Origin of the sequence: Rhodococcus jostii RHA1 (assembly GCF_000014565.1) — a bacterium.
GTDB lineage: Bacteria > Actinomycetota > Actinomycetes > Mycobacteriales > Mycobacteriaceae > Rhodococcus_F > Rhodococcus_F jostii_A.
On the sequence record NC_008268.1, the window covers coordinates 6650688 to 6665512 of the forward strand.

Annotated in this window: 12 protein-coding genes and 1 pseudogene; 9 read left to right on the forward strand and 4 right to left on the reverse strand. The window is 68.7% G+C overall.

Going from position 1 to position 14825, the window contains the following annotated elements; translation table 11 throughout:
- Positions 1 to 500 precede the first annotated feature (500 nt).
- Positions 501 to 1205: pseudogene (gene eccE, locus RHA1_RS52070) on the reverse strand (type VII secretion protein EccE); the annotation flags it as partial.
- Between the two features lie 632 nt (positions 1206 to 1837).
- On the opposite strand from eccE, the gene RHA1_RS30135 reads away from it, so the two are divergent.
- Positions 1838 to 3649 carry a zinc ribbon domain-containing protein gene (locus RHA1_RS30135; protein WP_050787420.1) on the forward strand — a complete coding sequence of 604 codons (1812 nt, stop codon included), beginning with the start codon at positions 1838 to 1840 and terminating at the stop codon, positions 3647 to 3649.
- A gap of 146 nt (positions 3650 to 3795) precedes the next feature.
- Here the strand turns inward: RHA1_RS30135 and RHA1_RS30140 are convergent, their stop codons facing one another.
- Complete coding sequence (locus RHA1_RS30140) at positions 3796 to 4248, reverse strand: Lrp/AsnC family transcriptional regulator (protein WP_009479382.1); 453 nt, start codon at positions 4246 to 4248, stop codon at positions 3796 to 3798.
- 81 nt (positions 4249 to 4329) lie between these two features.
- Here RHA1_RS30140 and ddaH point away from each other — a divergent pair, with 81 nt between their 5' ends.
- From ddaH to RHA1_RS30170, 6 genes are all read left to right on the forward strand, one after another.
- Positions 4330 to 5247 carry a dimethylargininase gene (ddaH, locus tag RHA1_RS30145; RefSeq protein WP_011598162.1) on the forward strand — a complete coding sequence of 306 codons (918 nt, stop codon included), beginning with the start codon at positions 4330 to 4332 and terminating at the stop codon, positions 5245 to 5247.
- A 6-nt stretch (positions 5248 to 5253) separates the two neighbouring features.
- Complete coding sequence (gene rocD / locus RHA1_RS30150; RefSeq protein WP_011598163.1) at positions 5254 to 6480, forward strand: ornithine--oxo-acid transaminase; 1227 nt, start codon at positions 5254 to 5256, stop codon at positions 6478 to 6480.
- Positions 6481 to 6648: 168 nt separating this feature from the next.
- Positions 6649 to 7092 (forward strand): 50S ribosomal protein L13, encoded by a 444-nt coding sequence (gene rplM, locus RHA1_RS30155; protein ID WP_005239728.1) that lies wholly within the window; start codon positions 6649 to 6651, stop codon positions 7090 to 7092.
- Positions 7089 to 7625, forward strand: a complete 537-nt coding sequence (gene rpsI, locus RHA1_RS30160; RefSeq protein ID WP_005239729.1) for a 30S ribosomal protein S9 — start codon at positions 7089 to 7091, stop codon at positions 7623 to 7625. Before rplM ends, rpsI begins: the two co-directional genes overlap by 4 nt.
- A 137-nt stretch (positions 7626 to 7762) precedes the next feature.
- Positions 7763 to 9100: a phosphoglucosamine mutase gene (glmM, locus tag RHA1_RS30165; RefSeq protein ID WP_011598164.1), complete on the forward strand. Its 1338-nt coding sequence runs from the start codon at positions 7763 to 7765 to the stop codon at positions 9098 to 9100.
- A gap of 119 nt (positions 9101 to 9219) precedes the next feature.
- Positions 9220 to 9981: a hypothetical protein gene (locus tag RHA1_RS30170; RefSeq protein ID WP_237726972.1), complete on the forward strand. Its 762-nt coding sequence runs from the start codon at positions 9220 to 9222 to the stop codon at positions 9979 to 9981.
- A 93-nt stretch (positions 9982 to 10074) separates the two neighbouring features.
- Here RHA1_RS30170 and RHA1_RS30180 read toward each other — a convergent pair whose 3' ends face one another.
- Positions 10075 to 10911: a dienelactone hydrolase family protein gene (locus tag RHA1_RS30180; RefSeq protein WP_009479388.1), complete on the reverse strand. Its 837-nt coding sequence runs from the start codon at positions 10909 to 10911 to the stop codon at positions 10075 to 10077.
- A gap of 97 nt (positions 10912 to 11008) precedes the next feature.
- On the opposite strand from RHA1_RS30180, the gene glmS reads away from it, so the two are divergent.
- Positions 11009 to 12871, forward strand: a complete 1863-nt coding sequence (gene glmS / locus RHA1_RS30185; protein ID WP_011598168.1) for a glutamine--fructose-6-phosphate transaminase (isomerizing) — start codon at positions 11009 to 11011, stop codon at positions 12869 to 12871.
- Positions 12872 to 12908: 37 nt separating this feature from the next.
- Here glmS and RHA1_RS30190 read toward each other — a convergent pair whose 3' ends face one another.
- Complete coding sequence (locus tag RHA1_RS30190) at positions 12909 to 13283, reverse strand: cupredoxin domain-containing protein (RefSeq protein WP_063711559.1); 375 nt, start codon at positions 13281 to 13283, stop codon at positions 12909 to 12911.
- A gap of 52 nt (positions 13284 to 13335) precedes the next feature.
- Between RHA1_RS30190 and RHA1_RS30195 the strand changes: the two genes are divergently transcribed.
- Positions 13336 to 14817, forward strand: coding sequence for a bifunctional ADP-dependent NAD(P)H-hydrate dehydratase/NAD(P)H-hydrate epimerase (locus RHA1_RS30195; RefSeq protein WP_011598169.1), 1482 nt, complete (start codon positions 13336 to 13338; stop codon positions 14815 to 14817).
- Positions 14818 to 14825 lie beyond the last annotated feature (8 nt).

Below are 14825 nucleotides of genomic sequence, written 5' to 3' on the forward strand. Positions count from 1 at the left end.
GACAAGTCCGGTTCGGCACCGGGCCACTGGCTCGGTTCTCCGTAGAGATAGATCGCGGTGACCCCGGCGCGGGGCGGCAGCGCGTTGACGCCGTCGAGCACGACGGTGTTGAACCTGTTGTCGGACTGCGGATTGTGGCCGGCGATCCGCAACCGGTCGGGTGTGGCGATGGAGTCGATCAACGACGACCACGTGTCGGGCCGATCGGTGTGGATGAGCACCCGGGCTCCGGTCGCGCCGGCGCGGAACACCAGTTGCTGGGCGAGATACAATTCGCCCGCCACGTAGACCATGCCGACGCCGGGACCTGCGATGCGGGCGGTGATTCCGTGCCCGTTGTCGTCGGAGCCGATGAGCTGGCCGCACCCCGCGGGCGGTAACTGCAGCGCACGCAGGTCCTCGACGGACATGTCGGTCAACGGCATCACGTCGTCGAGGTCCGGCATCGCGACGGGAAGATTGGACAGCAGTCCGTTCCGGTGCCTGCCCTGCATCGAGACGAGTCCGGGAATCGTGAGCGGCTCGGGCATCGTCCGGGTGGTGACCCGGCAGGCCGCGCCGACCTTCACTTGACCGTGGTGTGCGCTGGGGCGCAGCCGGATCGTCACGGTCGTGCCGAGGCTCGACGGAACCCAGAGCTTCGCGAGCAGATCTCGTGTCAGGTAGCGCGGGTCGACTCCGTAGCCGGTGTTGCACACTCCGGGCAGTGGTGCATGCTTCCACGTCTCCGTGAAGGTCTTCGGATCGACGCCGCGACTGATCTGCAGCGCTGCGGATTCGATCTCCGGTGCGGTGAGAATGCGGGCGCGGCAGCCGGAATCGGCCAGTGCACGCACGACGCGGCTTGCCGCGATCGTGATCGCGCGCGATGCGCCTTCCTCGCCGCCGCCGCGCCGCGCCACGGCGGCAACGCTCTGGGTGGCGTCGAATCGCAGGGCGAGCCAGACCATCCGGGTCTCGGTCGCCGGGAGCGGACCGATCAGCCTGTCGTACACGTCGGTGGTGGGGGAGCCGGCCGCGGCACGATAACCTTGGCTGGCGATGTCGATTCCGCTCAGCGAGATGTCGTGCTGCACGAGACGCGCGGCGAGGGCGTCGGTGGGGAGTTCGTGGGTCGTCTGGAAGCCGTCCCGAGTGACCTGCGTGAGGCTCCAACTGTTGCCGCTACCTCTCAACCGTGGGCGCTTCGGTAGTTGGGTGCGCAACGAGGCATCGGACGGCCGGTTACTTTTCCCGGCGTATCGGTTCGGGTCACCGAATCATTGACCTCACGGACCGCGACGCCTATCTGGGCAGGCCCGCATAAGAGTGTGCGGGAGCAGACTCCGGAGAGAGTGGACGCATTGCATTGTCGGGCACGATCGCAAGAGGCGTCGCTGCCTGATCAGCAAAAGATGTTGCGGGAGGGCGCCTGCTGGTGCGGTGTATCGGGTCTACAACTATCGTGTTCGGGTTTGCGGGAGCGGCGGGGCGCGGCCGGATGATCGACGACGCGGCCCTGGGCGGGTCGCGGTGGTGCGGGTCATGTGGCGAGATCGATTGCCCCGGCCCGCCTGCGGACTCCTTCCGAGGCTGAATGTCGGACGCCGGCGTTACAGTCGAGGTCCTGCGAGAGAAGGGTGATGCATCGCTGGTGGAGAGGGTTGATGGATGACGGCATGGCACGGTTGGCATCGTTGTCCGGCCGGTTCTCTCCGTCGAGGTCGAAGCAGAATCATCACCGGCTTCGGGGCGATGCCGCCGCACGGTTGGGGAAGGGGTGACCGGTGAGCATCTCGGGCGATCGCGGGTCATCTCGGAACGCGACGGTGCTCGCCGCTCATGAATTGGGCCCGGCGTGACCGGGCCGGGATCGACTGTGCCGCGGCAGTTCTCGTTCACCACCCGCGCCCACGTGGCGGTCGACGACGCGACCGGTGAGCGGATCGGCCTCGATGACGTCGACACCCGGGTGGGGTGGCTGCTCGATCTGATTGCAGGTGCTGGCGCCGAGTTGGTGTCGCGGCTGTGGCGGCCGGCGACGTTCGACGTGCTCGCCGCCGGCCGTGACCGCCAGGACCGCAGGCTGCCCGCACAGGGTCATGTCGCCGCGGCGCGGCTCGGCTGGGATCCGTTCTATCCGGACGGGGTCTATGTGCCGTCGCGGGTGACCCGGGTGGTGACCGCGCAGGTGCTGGCGACCCTGCGGACCCTGACCTACCGGGACACCGCGATCGCGGCACTGTCGACCCGATTCGACCCGGCCACCGGTCGTCTGACCGCACCCACCGAGCCGGGCGACTCTGTGCCCTCGGGTTTCGCTCGGGGTGTGCGGCGCCAGCTCGCCGCACGCGCCCGCTCCAGTGGCGGGGCACCGGCCGGCCGGTTGCGGATCACCGACCTGCAGGGACCACCGCAGATCGCGGCCATGGCCCGACTGTCGGCCGCCGATCGGCAGCTCGCGCAGCTTGCCGTCACCGTCGCAGAGCATGAGCTGGTGTTGACGGTGAAGCTGCCGACCTGTCCCGCGCCGGTGGGGCGGGCGCAGTGGCGGCGGGTGCGGCTGACCGCGGCCATCCCCGCGCACCTGTGCGGCCGGCCTGTCATCGATTGGCATCTGCCGATCCTGGTCCTCGACCGCCGGGGTCTGTTGTGGCGGTGCGCCGCCACCGAACTCGTCCCGGCAGACGACCTGGACTCGGCCGCCGTGGCGGTGGGCGTGGATTGGTCCCCGTCCACGCTCGGTGCCGCCGCCATCACCACCGACAGCCCGGAGGGGCTGGTGTCGGATTACCGGGGCTTCACCTACGACGACCGCGGCCTCGGAATCAAACTGGCGCGCCTGCAGGCCGAGGGGCAGCTGCTGCACGCCAAGGCCGCCCGGCTGACCCGGCTGGCCGCCACCGCCCCACCGGAGGTCCGCGCCCAGCTGGAGGCGAAGATCGCCGTCCTCGACGAACACCGCACCGCGGTGGGTGCCAAGCGGGGGAAGATCAACCGGGAACTCGCGTTCCACTTCGCCCGCCAGGTCACCGACTACGCCACCACCGCGGGAGCGCAGGTGATCGCGGTGGAAGATCTCAGCACCCTCGAGACCCGCGGGCATGGGCGGGTCAACAACAATCGGGCCGCGCAGTCCGCCCGCCGCCAAGCGGTCGCCGCCCTCGCGCACACCGCCGCAGCCGTTGGTATCGCGGTGGTCTCGGTGCCCGCCCGGGGATCGTCCGCATGGTGTCCGGGCTGCGACGAACCACTTGCCCGTCCCGGCGGGTACCACACCGCGTGGTGCCCGGGCTGCCGGGTCGGTGGCAACCGCGACCACCTCGCCGGGGTGAACCTGGCCAAACGCGCACTGCTCGGCAAAGGCAAGGTCACCCGCCGGCGGGGGCAGCTGCCCGCGGTCCGGGTCGCCGAACACGCGCCGGTCCGGCCATCGCGCGACAAAACCGGTCCGACCCCGAGCAGGCCCCGGCATCGCCGGGTCCGCCGCAGCCTGCCCGCCGTGACGCCGCGGTTGGGGGTGACTCCGAAACAGCATGTTCCTGCACTACAAGCGTCGGTGTGGGACACGGTCCAACCCACACCACCGCACGGTGATGCGGGTAGCCGTGACACACGTCCATCTCAGGCGCCCGCCACACCAGTGGCAGACAGTCCGAGATGTACGTAGACGCTACGTCAACGGTCTCGAAGGCGCCGTCGATATGCAGACCGCGGAAGACCAGAACGTCGCGGCCTGCTCTGATCCTCGCGTGACAGGTCGAGTGCCCCAGCATTTTGCTGGGGCACTGTCGTCTCGGACGAGGGATCGAGTGATCAGTCGGCGGGCGGTATCAGCCGGCTGAGGACGACGCTGCTCTTGGTCTGAAGTACGGCCGGCTCCGACCGCAGATTCTCCAGCGTGCGTTCCAGGTGTGCCGTGTCGGTGGTGCGGACGCGGAGGAGGGCGTTGGCATCCCCGGTGACGGTGTACGCCTCCTGAACCTCGGTGTGACGAGAAACGATCCGTGCGATTTCGACGGCCGAGGTGCGGCCGCTGCAGTACAACTCGACGAAGACCTCGACGCCGTGGCCGAGAGCACGCGGATCGAGCGCCGCATGGAATCCGGTGATCACTCCGGACTCGATCAGTCGATCGACCCGACGCTTCACGGCGGGTGCGGAGAGCCCGACCTCGGCGCCGATGGTGGCGAAGCTGGACCGCGCATTGCGCTCCAGCCGCGCAACGATCCGCCGATCGAGCCCGTCCAGACGCAATGAATCATCCATGTGATGGAACGCTAGCGCATTGATCAGGGCTTTTGGTGGGTGGATACTGATTTCACCGACACCGACCGAGGGGGAGTGGAGATGGCGCCCACTGCTGGTATCGAGTCCGAAAACCCGTACGAAGAGGCGGCAGAGGTGCGGGGCGACGCCGCCCGCGTGGCCCGGCGTGCTCACTCGCGGAGTTACCTGATGTGCCCGCCCACGTATTTCGACGTCGTCTATGCCATCAACGACTGGATGCGGCCCGAGGAACCCGTGGACCGGGATCGTGCGATGTCGCAGTGGTCGGCGCTCGCAGACACGTACCGGCGGCTCGGACACGAGGTCCTCACGATCGACCCTGTCGAGGGGCTCCCGGACATGGTGTTCGTCACCGACAGCGGACTCGTCGTCGACGGTGTCGCGCTCGGCGCCCGCTACCGGTCCGCCGAGCGGCGGGCCGAGGCCGACCACGTGTTCCGGTGGTTCCTGGACAACGGGCTGGTCAGGCCCACCCTGCCGCGGTATGTCAACGAGGGGGAGGGTGACTTCCTCGTCGTCGGCGACGTGATCCTCGCCGGAACCGGATTTCGGTCCGACCCGCAGTCACACGCCGAGGCCTCGGCCCACCTCGGCCGCCCGGTGATCACGTTGAACCTGGTGAATCCCCGCTACTACCACCTCAACACCGCGCTGGGTGTGCTCGACGACTGGACCATCGCCTACCTCCCGGCGGCGTTCTCGCCGGACAGTCGCGCTCTGCTCGAGGAGATGTATCCCGACGCGGTGATCGCGGCCGAGACGGACACCGACTGGCTCGGACTGAACCTGGTCAGCGACGGTGCCAATGTGGTGCTACCCGTGCAGGCTTCGCACCTTGCAGACCAATTGTCCGCTCGCGGGTACGAGCCCGTGCCGGTCGACTATTCGGAGTTCCTCAAATCCGGTGGCGGAATCAAGTGCAGCACTTTGGAGCTCCGCGGATTCCGCGGGCTCCGGGTCGTGGAAGATCAGGGGTGACCAGCAATGTCGGACGGTGTCGTTTCCGTGTCGGATGCCACGCGTGAACAGCTGATCAGGGCCGACGAGCACAGCGCACACAACTACGCGCCGCTGCCGGTCGTGATCGAGTCGGGCGCGGGCTCGTGGGTGAAGGGAATCGATGGCGTCGACTACCTGGATGTACTCGCCGGATACTCGGCTCTCAACTTCGGCCACGCGCACCCCACCCTCGTCCGGGTGGCACGCGAACAACTCGGCCGGCTCACCCTGACCAGCCGCGCCTTCCAGCACGATCGGTTCGCGTCCTTCTGCGAGGACCTGAGCAGGCTGTGCCAGAAGGACGCCGTGCTGCCGATGAACACGGGCGCCGAAGCCGTGGAGACCGCGCTGAAACTGGCCCGCAAATGGGGTTACGACGTCAAGGGAGTGCCGCCGGGGCGTGCCGAGGTGATCACGTGCGCCGGGAACTTCCACGGTCGCACCATCTCGATCGTCGGGTTCTCGTCCGATCCGGACGCGTACACCGGATTCGGTCCGTTCCCGGCGGGCTTCGCGTCCGTCGAATACGGGAACGCGAATGCGCTCGAGGCCGCGATCACGGAGAACACCGTGGCGGTGCTCCTCGAACCGATCCAGGGAGAGGCCGGGGTCCTGGTGCCACCGCCCGGCTACCTCGCAGCGGTCCGGGACATTTGCACTCGTCGCGGGATCCTGATGGTCGCCGACGAGATCCAGAGCGGGCTCGGGCGGACCGGCGACACGTTCGCGTGCGACCACGAGAACGTCACCCCCGATGTGTACGTCCTGGGCAAGGCACTCGGGGGTGGTCTGATACCGGTTTCCGCCGTCGTCGCCGACTGGCCGGTGATGGCGGTGATCGGCCCCGGACAACATGGGAGCACGTTCGGGGGCAACCCCCTCGCCTGCGCGGTCGGGAGCGCCGTCGTGGACCTGCTCGAGACCGGCGAGTACCAGCAGCGAAGCCGCGACCTGGGTGCCTACCTGCACAGAATGCTGTCGCAACTGCCCCCCGACCACGTCTCGGAGGTGCGTGGGCGCGGACTGTGGGCCGGTGTGCAGCTGGCCGACGGTATGCCGTCCGCTCGAACGATCTGTGAAAGACTTCTGGCACGCAGGGTCCTCGCGAAGGACGCGCACGAGGGAACGATCCGCATCGCCCCGCCGCTGGTGATCGAACGGGACGAGCTGACGTGGGCGGTCGAACAGCTCGCCGATGCGCTCGCCGAGTGAGTTTTGACCCTGGGCCTCACCGACCGGTATTGTTCTCCGTTGGCGTGCCGTGCGCCGCTGCGTCCTCGTGTCGCAGTGGCTGGCGGTTCTCGGGTCTCAACTGGCCGCCGGGAATCGCTCGACGATACGCAATGGCCAGCAGCGGATTGAACAAGACGAGGAAGTTCTGTGTCTACGTACACCCCGAAGGCCGGAGATGTGACCCGCACGTGGCACGTCATCGACGCCACTGACGTGGTGCTCGGCCGCCTTGCCGTCCAGGCAGCCAACTTGCTGCGCGGCAAGCACAAGCCCACCTTTGCACCGCACGTTGACGGCGGCGACTTCGTCGTCATCATCAACGCCGAGAAGGTTGCCATCAGCGGCAACAAGCGTGAGGGCAAGTTCCTCTACCACCACTCCGGACACCCCGGTGGTCTGAAGTCCCGCTCCGTCGGTGAGGTTCTCGACAAGAACCCCGACCGCCTCGTGGAGAAGGCCATCGTCGGCATGCTCCCCAAGAACAAGCTGGGTCGCGCCATCAGCAGCAAGCTGAAGGTCTACGCGGGCCCGAACCACCCCCACGCCGCGCAGCAGCCGGTGCCATTCGAGATCAAGCAGGTGGCCCAGTGACGGCGCCGGAGGAGCAGAACGTGTCCAACCCCGAAGAGATCACCGAGGCTGTCGAGGTCGCGGCGGACGAGTACGTGTCCGTCGAGGAGCCCGAGGTCGCCGAGGACATCGAGGCCGCTGCTGCACCGCAGGCCCCGATCGTGATCGATCGCCCCATCCAGACCGTCGGTCGTCGTAAGGAAGCGGTTGTCCGCGTCCGTCTGACCCCCGGTTCGGGCGACTTCAAGCTCAACGGCCGCACCATCGAGGACTACTTCCCGAACAAGGTGCACCAGCAGCTGATCAAGGCTCCGCTGGTGACGGTCGAGCGTGCCGAGTCCTTCGACATCGTGGCGCTGCTGCACGGTGGTGGACCGTCCGGACAGGCCGGCGCACTGCGTCTCGCCATCGCCCGCGCGCTCATCGAGGTCACCCCCGAGGACCGTCCGGCTCTCAAGAGCGCCGGCTTCCTCACGCGTGACGCCCGCGCCGTCGAGCGCAAGAAGTACGGCCTGAAGAAGGCCCGCAAGGCATCTCAGTACTCGAAGCGCTGATGTGTCGCCGAAGCCGCCCTCCGGGGTCGGCTTCGGCACCTGTTCTTCCCGAGAGCAGGCGTCCATCGTTACCGGACGCCTGCTCTCGTGCTTTATCCGAGATGTAGTGGGTTTCCTAGGTGCGAGGAGTCTGGTCTATGGGTCGATTGTTCGGGACGGATGGGGTTCGTGGTCTCGCGAATACCGAGCTGACCGCCGAGTTGGCGTTGCAGGTGGCCTCCGCCGCCGCGACGGTGCTGGCGTCGCCGGGTTCGGGGGGACGCAAGACGGCTGTGGTCGGTCGCGACCCGAGAGCCAGCGGTGAAATGCTCGAGGCGGCGGTCGTCGCGGGCCTGACGTCGGCCGGTGTCGACGTTCTGAACGTCGGGGTGCTGCCGACACCCGCGGTGGCCTACCTGACCGCGGCGCTGGACGCAGCTCTCGGTGTCATGATCTCCGCCTCGCACAATCCCATGCCCGACAACGGCATCAAGATCTTCGCGGCCGGTGGACACAAACTCGACGACGAGGTGGAAGACCGGATCGAGGCCGTCGCCGCCGGGACCACGACACGGCGGGCGCCGACCGGTGCGGGGATCGGACGTGTCCGCACGGTGCCGGATGCCGCGGAACGGTATCTGCAGCACCTGGCCACCGCACTCCCGAACAGCCTCGACGGGCTGACCGTGGTGGTGGACTGCGCGCACGGCGCGGCATCGGGCGTCGCTCCCGCCGCCTATCGGGCCGCCGGCGCCACCGTCGTCGCGATCAACGCCGAACCCGACGGACTCAATATCAACGAGAACTGCGGGTCGACTCACCTCGAAAGCCTGCAGAAGGCGGTCGTCGAGCACGGCGCCGATCTGGGGCTGGCGCACGACGGGGATGCGGATCGGTGCCTTGCCGTCGACGCCGCCGGTTCCCTCATCGACGGCGACGCCATCATGACCGTGCTCGCCCTCGGTATGCGCGACGCAGGCGAACTGGTGGACAACACCCTCGTCGCGACGGTCATGAGTAATCTCGGTCTGCACATCGCGATGCGGGAGGCCGGGATCACGCTGGTCACCACTGCCGTCGGTGATCGCTACGTCCTCGAAGGACTCCGGTCCGGTGGCTTCAGCCTGGGCGGCGAACAGTCCGGACACGTCGTGTTCCCCGCCTTCGGCACCACCGGCGACGGAGTGTTGACAGGACTGCGGCTGATGGGCCGGATGGCGGAGACCGGACAGGCGATCGCAGATCTGGCGTCGGCGATGACGGCGCTCCCGCAGGTTCTGGTGAACGTGAGGGTCGCCGACAAGCGCGCCGTCGCCGCGTCCCCGGTGGTGCTGGACGCGGTCGTGGCCGCCGAGCGCAGCCTGGGCGACAACGGCCGGGTGCTGCTGCGGCCGTCGGGAACCGAACAACTCGTCCGTGTGATGGTCGAGGCGTCGGACATCGAAGTAGCCCGTAAACTCGCCGACGAACTGGCGGGCACCGTCGCCTCCGTGTGAGTGGACAACCGCACCGATGACTGCTGCGGCGCCTCCGATGACTACTGCCCCGGGCCCATGCCCGGCCCGGGTGATTGGTGCGTCAAGGTCTGGCGGATCTCGGTTCGATCCTTTGCCCGTTGATCGAGGACACCGTCTCGGCCCGCACCGGCAGGGACGAGGAGCGGAACACTGAGGATCTCGGCGAAGAACTCGGTGATCCGCGGGAGGACGACGGCGAGTCGGCCGACGGCACGTCACACGACAAGGGCCTCGAACTGAACCTCGACGGACAGTCGTGGACCCTCGCCATGGATGCCGACGGCCAGGGAATTCATCTCGAGCTGAACGACGGACAGGGCGGGACAGCCAGGTTCGGAGTCGAGATCGGCCCAAATGGTCTGCCGCAGATCGCAGCGGGAACCGCTGCGGGCGAAGGAGACTCCGCAGATGCCGACTGCGCGCCCGCCTCGCCGACCCCGGAATCACAGGTCAGCGGTGATACCGAGGCCGCCACGGACGCGACATCCGAAGAACAGCCGACGCCCGGCCGACCGGCCGCGGACGCCGTGCCGGACCACGAGAACACACCGGCCCTTGCATCGGCCGGAGACGCCACGGCCGACCCGCAACCACAGGCGGTGTCAGTGCAGCAGGAGCCGGCTCCCGCCGCTACAGGAATCGCGGTCCGCGCCCGAATCGGCCACAGGTCCCGTGGGCGGATTCGACAGCGGCGCCGAGTTGGCCGAGGCGGGGCCACTGTGAGCCACCGAGCCGCAGAGTTGCGCGCGCAACGGGCACAGATGCGGGCCGACCTCGACATGTTCCGGGAACGGATCGACGAGCGCAGAGCCAGAGACGAGGAAGCCGCGGCGAACCGGTCCGGCCGTAGCCGGACCTAGCCTGCAGCGGCATCACCCGCTGCTGCGCCACCGGAAACACTCGACGACGACGAGTTCTATCGTCCGCGCAGCTGGCTGGTGTGACCGGAGAACTCAAATGTGCGGGAGCACACCCTCGAAGCCGGCGTCGGTGTGCTCCTCGTGCGGATCGACGAGCGTGGTGTGGGGAAGTTCGGCGTCCGCCTTCGCGAACACCTCGTACTTCTTGTCCTCGGTGAGGTGATAGAGCAGGAAGCCGGTGAGCAGCGCGCGCGTGATCTGCTGGGTCTTCCGCTCGGAACCGCCGATGCCGAGTGCACCCAGGAGGCGGCGTCCCTCGGTGAGCCCGGACTCCTTGGCGCCGTTGACGGCGCGCAGGACGTGTTCTCCGCCCCACGCCTCGGCCAGCGCCTTGGCGTTGCTGTTCATGGTGTCGATGTCGGCACCGGCGACGACGAGCCCCGGCGCTGTGATCTTGGACGCATATCTCTCGGCCTTAGGTGCGGTCGGTGCCGGGAACAGGGCGGCGACCGCCGATACGTCCCGTTGCGCGGCGGCGAGCACTGCCACACCCGCACCCATCCCGTGTCCTGCGAACGCGACGCGGTCAGGCCGCACGCTGATCTGGCCGGGACCGAGACGCACACCCACACAGATGTCGAGGGTGGCCCGCAGGTCGGTGGCGAGGCCCAGGTGAGAGGGCACGGGACCCCGCTCGCTGTTGGGGGCGGCCACGACGATTCCCCACGACGCCAGATGCTCGAGCGTCTTCCGATAGTGGTCGGCACCTGCCATCCAGCTGTGCGCGAACGCGACGGCGGGCAGGTTGAAGCCTGATTCGGGCGTGTATACGACGCCCGGCTGTCCGGCGAGTGCGAGGTCACCCCGCAGCACGCGGTGCGGTCCTCGCTTGGACAGTTCACGGGCCAGTGTCTTCGGTTTCGGCGCCACGGGGAGAACGTTATCCGATTCGCGGGCCGGCGATAGAGCCGATGGGGCCCATACTCCGACTTCGTCGCGTCGCCCGGTCCAAGTACCCTGATGAACCATGTGCGGAATCGTGGGATACGTCGGCCACCGGCAGGCTCTGACCGTTGTGGTGGAGGCCTTGCGGCGAATGGAATACCGCGGATACGACTCCGCCGGTATCGCCGTGCTCGACGGCCACGGCGGCATGGCGGTCGAGCGGAAGGCGGGTCGTCTCGCGAATCTCGAGGCCGAACTCGACGAGGTCGGGGCCGAGCACTTCACCGGGAGCACCGGGATCGGTCACACGCGGTGGGCCACGCACGGCAGGCCGACCGACCGCAACGCGCACCCGCACCGTGATGCGGGTAACACGGTTGCCGTCGTGCACAACGGCATCATCGAGAACTTCGCCCCCTTGCGGGCCGAACTCGAACACGACGGAATCGACTTCGTCAGCGACACCGACACCGAGGTCGCGGTGCACCTCGTCGCGCGGGCCTACGCCTCGGGCGAGACGGCCGGTGACTTCGTCGCGAGCGCGCTGAGCGTGCTGCGCAGGCTCGAGGGCGCGTTCACGCTCGTCTTCACGCATTCGGACCACCCGGACACCATCGTCGCGGCGCGTCGCTCGACGCCCCTCGTCATCGGTGTCGGCGAGGGAGAGACATTCCTCGGGTCCGATGTCGCGGCGTTCATCGAGCACACCCGTGACGCGGTCGAGCTGGGGCAGGACCAGGTCGTGGTGATCACCGCGGACGGGTACTCGATCCTGAACTTCGACGGATCCGAGGCGCAGGGCCGCCCGTTCCGCATCGACTGGGACCTCGCCGCCGCCGAGAAGGGCGGCCACGACTACTTCATGCTCAAGGAGATCGAAGAGCAGCCGGCCGCGGTCGCGGACACCCTCCTGGGGCATTTCGCGGACGGGAAGATCGTTCTCGACGAGCAGCGACTGTCGGATCAGGAGCTGCGCGACGTCGACAAGGTCTTCGTCGTCGCCTGCGGCAGCGCCTACCACTCGGGGCTGCTCGCTAAGTACGCCATCGAGCACTGGACCCGGCTTCCCGTCGAGGTCGAGCTCGCCAGCGAGTTCCGCTACCGCGACCCGGTCCTGGACCGGTCGACGCTGGTCGTGGCCATCTCGCAGTCAGGTGAGACAGCCGACACTCTCGAGGCCGTGCGCCACGCCAAGGACCAAAAGGCGCGGGTGCTGGCAGTGTGCAACACGAACGGCGCCCAGATTCCCCGCGAGGCCGACGCCGTCCTCTACACCCGGGCAGGTCCGGAGATCGGTGTCGCGTCGACCAAGGCGTTTCTCGCGCAGGTCACGGCGAACTACCTGGTCGGCCTGGCCCTCGCCCAGGCCCGCGGCACCAAGTACCCGGACGAGGTCGCACGCGAGTACGCCGATCTGGAGGCCATGCCCGACCTGGTGAGCCGGGTACTCCAGACGGTCGAGCCGGTGCGGGCGCTGGCTCGGGAGCTGGCGTCGTCGTCGACGGTGCTGTTCCTGGGCCGCCACGTGGGGTACCCCGTGGCGCTCGAGGGTGCGCTCAAGCTCAAGGAGCTGGCGTACATGCACGCCGAGGGCTTCGCGGCCGGCGAGCTCAAGCACGGGCCGATCGCGTTGATCGAGGACGGGTTGCCGGTGATCATCGTGATGCCGTCGCCGAAGGGGCGCGCGGTGCTGCACTCGAAGCTGCTGAGCAACATCCGGGAGATCCAGGCCCGCGGTGCGCGGACCGTCGTGATCGCGGAGGAGGGCGACGAGGCCGTGCGCCCGTTCGCCGATCACCTGATCGAGATCCCGGCGGCCCCGACGCTGCTGCAGCCGCTGCTGTCGACGGTGCCGTTGCAGGTGTTCGCGGCGGAGGTCGCGCAGACGCGCGGCTACGACGTCGACAAGCCGCGCAACCTCGCGAAGTCCGTCACCGTCGAATAACAACCACCGTAGGGGCGTGGCCGGGCCGGCTGCGCCCCTACGGGGTGACGACGACGGTGCCCGTCATCTCGGGGTGCAGCGAACACGTGTACTCGTAGGTCCCCGGTTCGGTGAACGTGTACGTGAACGTGCCGGTCTGCATCAACCGGCTCCGCAGCACACTTTTCGCGGCGCCGACACCCACCACGTCGTGGGTGACACCCCGGTCGTCGAAATTCCAGGTGACGGTATCTCCTGCCTTCACGGTGAGCGTTGCGGGCGCGTACGCCATGTTCGCGACCTGCACGACGGGTCCGGTCGGGGCCTCGGGCGCCGCGGTGTCCGGCGAACTGCACCCGGACACGACGCCCGCCATCGAAATGCTTGCGGCGAGAGCCACTCCGGCGATCCACGAGCTTCCACGTCCACGCATGACGTCGAGCGTAGTCTGACCCGGTACCGACCCTTCTCGACGAGGAGTTCCCATGCGGGGCTACTACACCGCTGACGAGGTTCGAGCTGCAGAGGCGCCGTTGCTGGCGTCTCTTCCCGACGGCGCGCTGATGCGACGCGCAGCGCATGGGCTCGCCACGGTGGTGGCGGCGGAGCTGCGAGCGCGGACCGGGGGCGTCGCGGGTCGAACGATCACGGTGCTGGTGGGGTCCGGGGACAACGGCGGGGACGCGTTGTGGGCGGCGTCGATGCTGCGGGGGCGTGGCGTCGCGGCCACCGCGGTCCTGCTGAAACCGGAGAAGGCGCACGAGGCGGGGCTGGCCGCGTTCACCGCGGCAGGCGGCCGGGTGGCCGCCCCGTCCGACGAGCTGGGCCTGCCCGATCTGGTGGTCGACGGGATCGTCGGAATCTCCGGCAGGGGGCCGCTGCGACCCGATGCTGCCGCGCTGGTCGACCGGATCGAGGCTCCGATCGTGTCGGCCGACCTGCCGAGCGGTGTGGACCCGGACACGGGTGCGGTCGACGGGCCCGCCGTGCGCGCCGCCGTCACCGTCGCATTCGGTGCCCTCAAACCGGTCCATGTGCTCGGCGCCGCGTACTGCGGCCGAGTCGAGCTCGTGGACATCGGACTGTCGCTCGGCGATGCCGGGATCACCGCCCTCGACGCCGCCGACGTCGGTGCTGCGTGGCCGGTGCCGGGGGCGGACGACGACAAGTACTCGCAGGGCGTGGTGGGGGTTGTCGCTGGCAGCGACGGCTACCCGGGTGCCGGTGTGCTGTGCACGGGCGCCGCGGTCACGGCCACGTCGGGGCTCGTTCGCTACGCCGGGCCGTGCACGCACGAGGTGCTCGCGCACGCGCCGGAGGTGATCGCGACCGCCGATCTCGGGAAGGCGGGACGTGTCCAGTCGTGGGTGGTCGGGCCGGGCATGGGAACCGACGACGCCGCCCGTCGCACGTTGCGGACGGTGCTCGACTCCGACGTGCCCGTGCTGGTCGACGCGGACGGTCTGACCCTGCTCGCCGAGGACCCGGATCTGGTGCGGTCGCGGACCGCAGCGACACTGCTGACCCCGCACGCCGGGGAGTTCGCCCGGCTGACGGGGACGGATCCGGGTCCGGACCGGGTGGCGTCGGTACGCGCTCTCGCGGCCGACTGGAACGTTCACCTGCTGCTGAAGGGGCGGGCCACGGTGATCGCGGAACCCGGTGGCCGGATCTTCGTCAACGAGGCGGGCGGGTCCTGGTCCGCCACCGCGGGGGCGGGGGACGTACTCGCCGGGATCATCGGCTCACTCATGGCCGCGGGTATCGGCCCGGCCCGGGCCGCGGCGGTGGGTGCGCGAGCGCACTCGCTGGCCGCGAACCTGGCCGCCCGAGGCGGTGGCGCGGACCTCTCCGCAGGTCGCGGAACAGCACCGATCTCCGCCGGAACGCTGCTCGCGCACCTCAGGGAGTCGATCAGAGTTCTTCGTGCGGGGGTGTCACCCGAAGAAATGCCGGCCCCATCGTGAATGGCAGG

Excerpts from the sequence above, each read along its gene's own strand:
- rocD (WP_011598163.1), top strand. The coding sequence starts at position 5,254 with ATGTCGGACGGTGTCGTTTCCGTGTCGGATGCCACGCGTGAACAGCTG.
- ddaH (WP_011598162.1), top strand. The coding sequence starts at position 4,330 with ATGGCGCCCACTGCTGGTATCGAGTCCGAAAACCCGTACGAAGAGGCG.
- RHA1_RS30195 (WP_011598169.1), top strand. The coding sequence starts at position 13,336 with ATGCGGGGCTACTACACCGCTGACGAGGTTCGAGCTGCAGAGGCGCCG.
- RHA1_RS30190 (WP_063711559.1), bottom strand. The coding sequence starts at position 13,283 with ATGCGTGGACGTGGAAGCTCGTGGATCGCCGGAGTGGCTCTCGCCGCA.
- glmS (WP_011598168.1), top strand. The coding sequence starts at position 11,009 with ATGTGCGGAATCGTGGGATACGTCGGCCACCGGCAGGCTCTGACCGTT.
- glmM (WP_011598164.1), top strand. The coding sequence starts at position 7,763 with ATGGGTCGATTGTTCGGGACGGATGGGGTTCGTGGTCTCGCGAATACC.
- RHA1_RS30140 (WP_009479382.1), bottom strand. The coding sequence starts at position 4,248 with ATGGATGATTCATTGCGTCTGGACGGGCTCGATCGGCGGATCGTTGCG.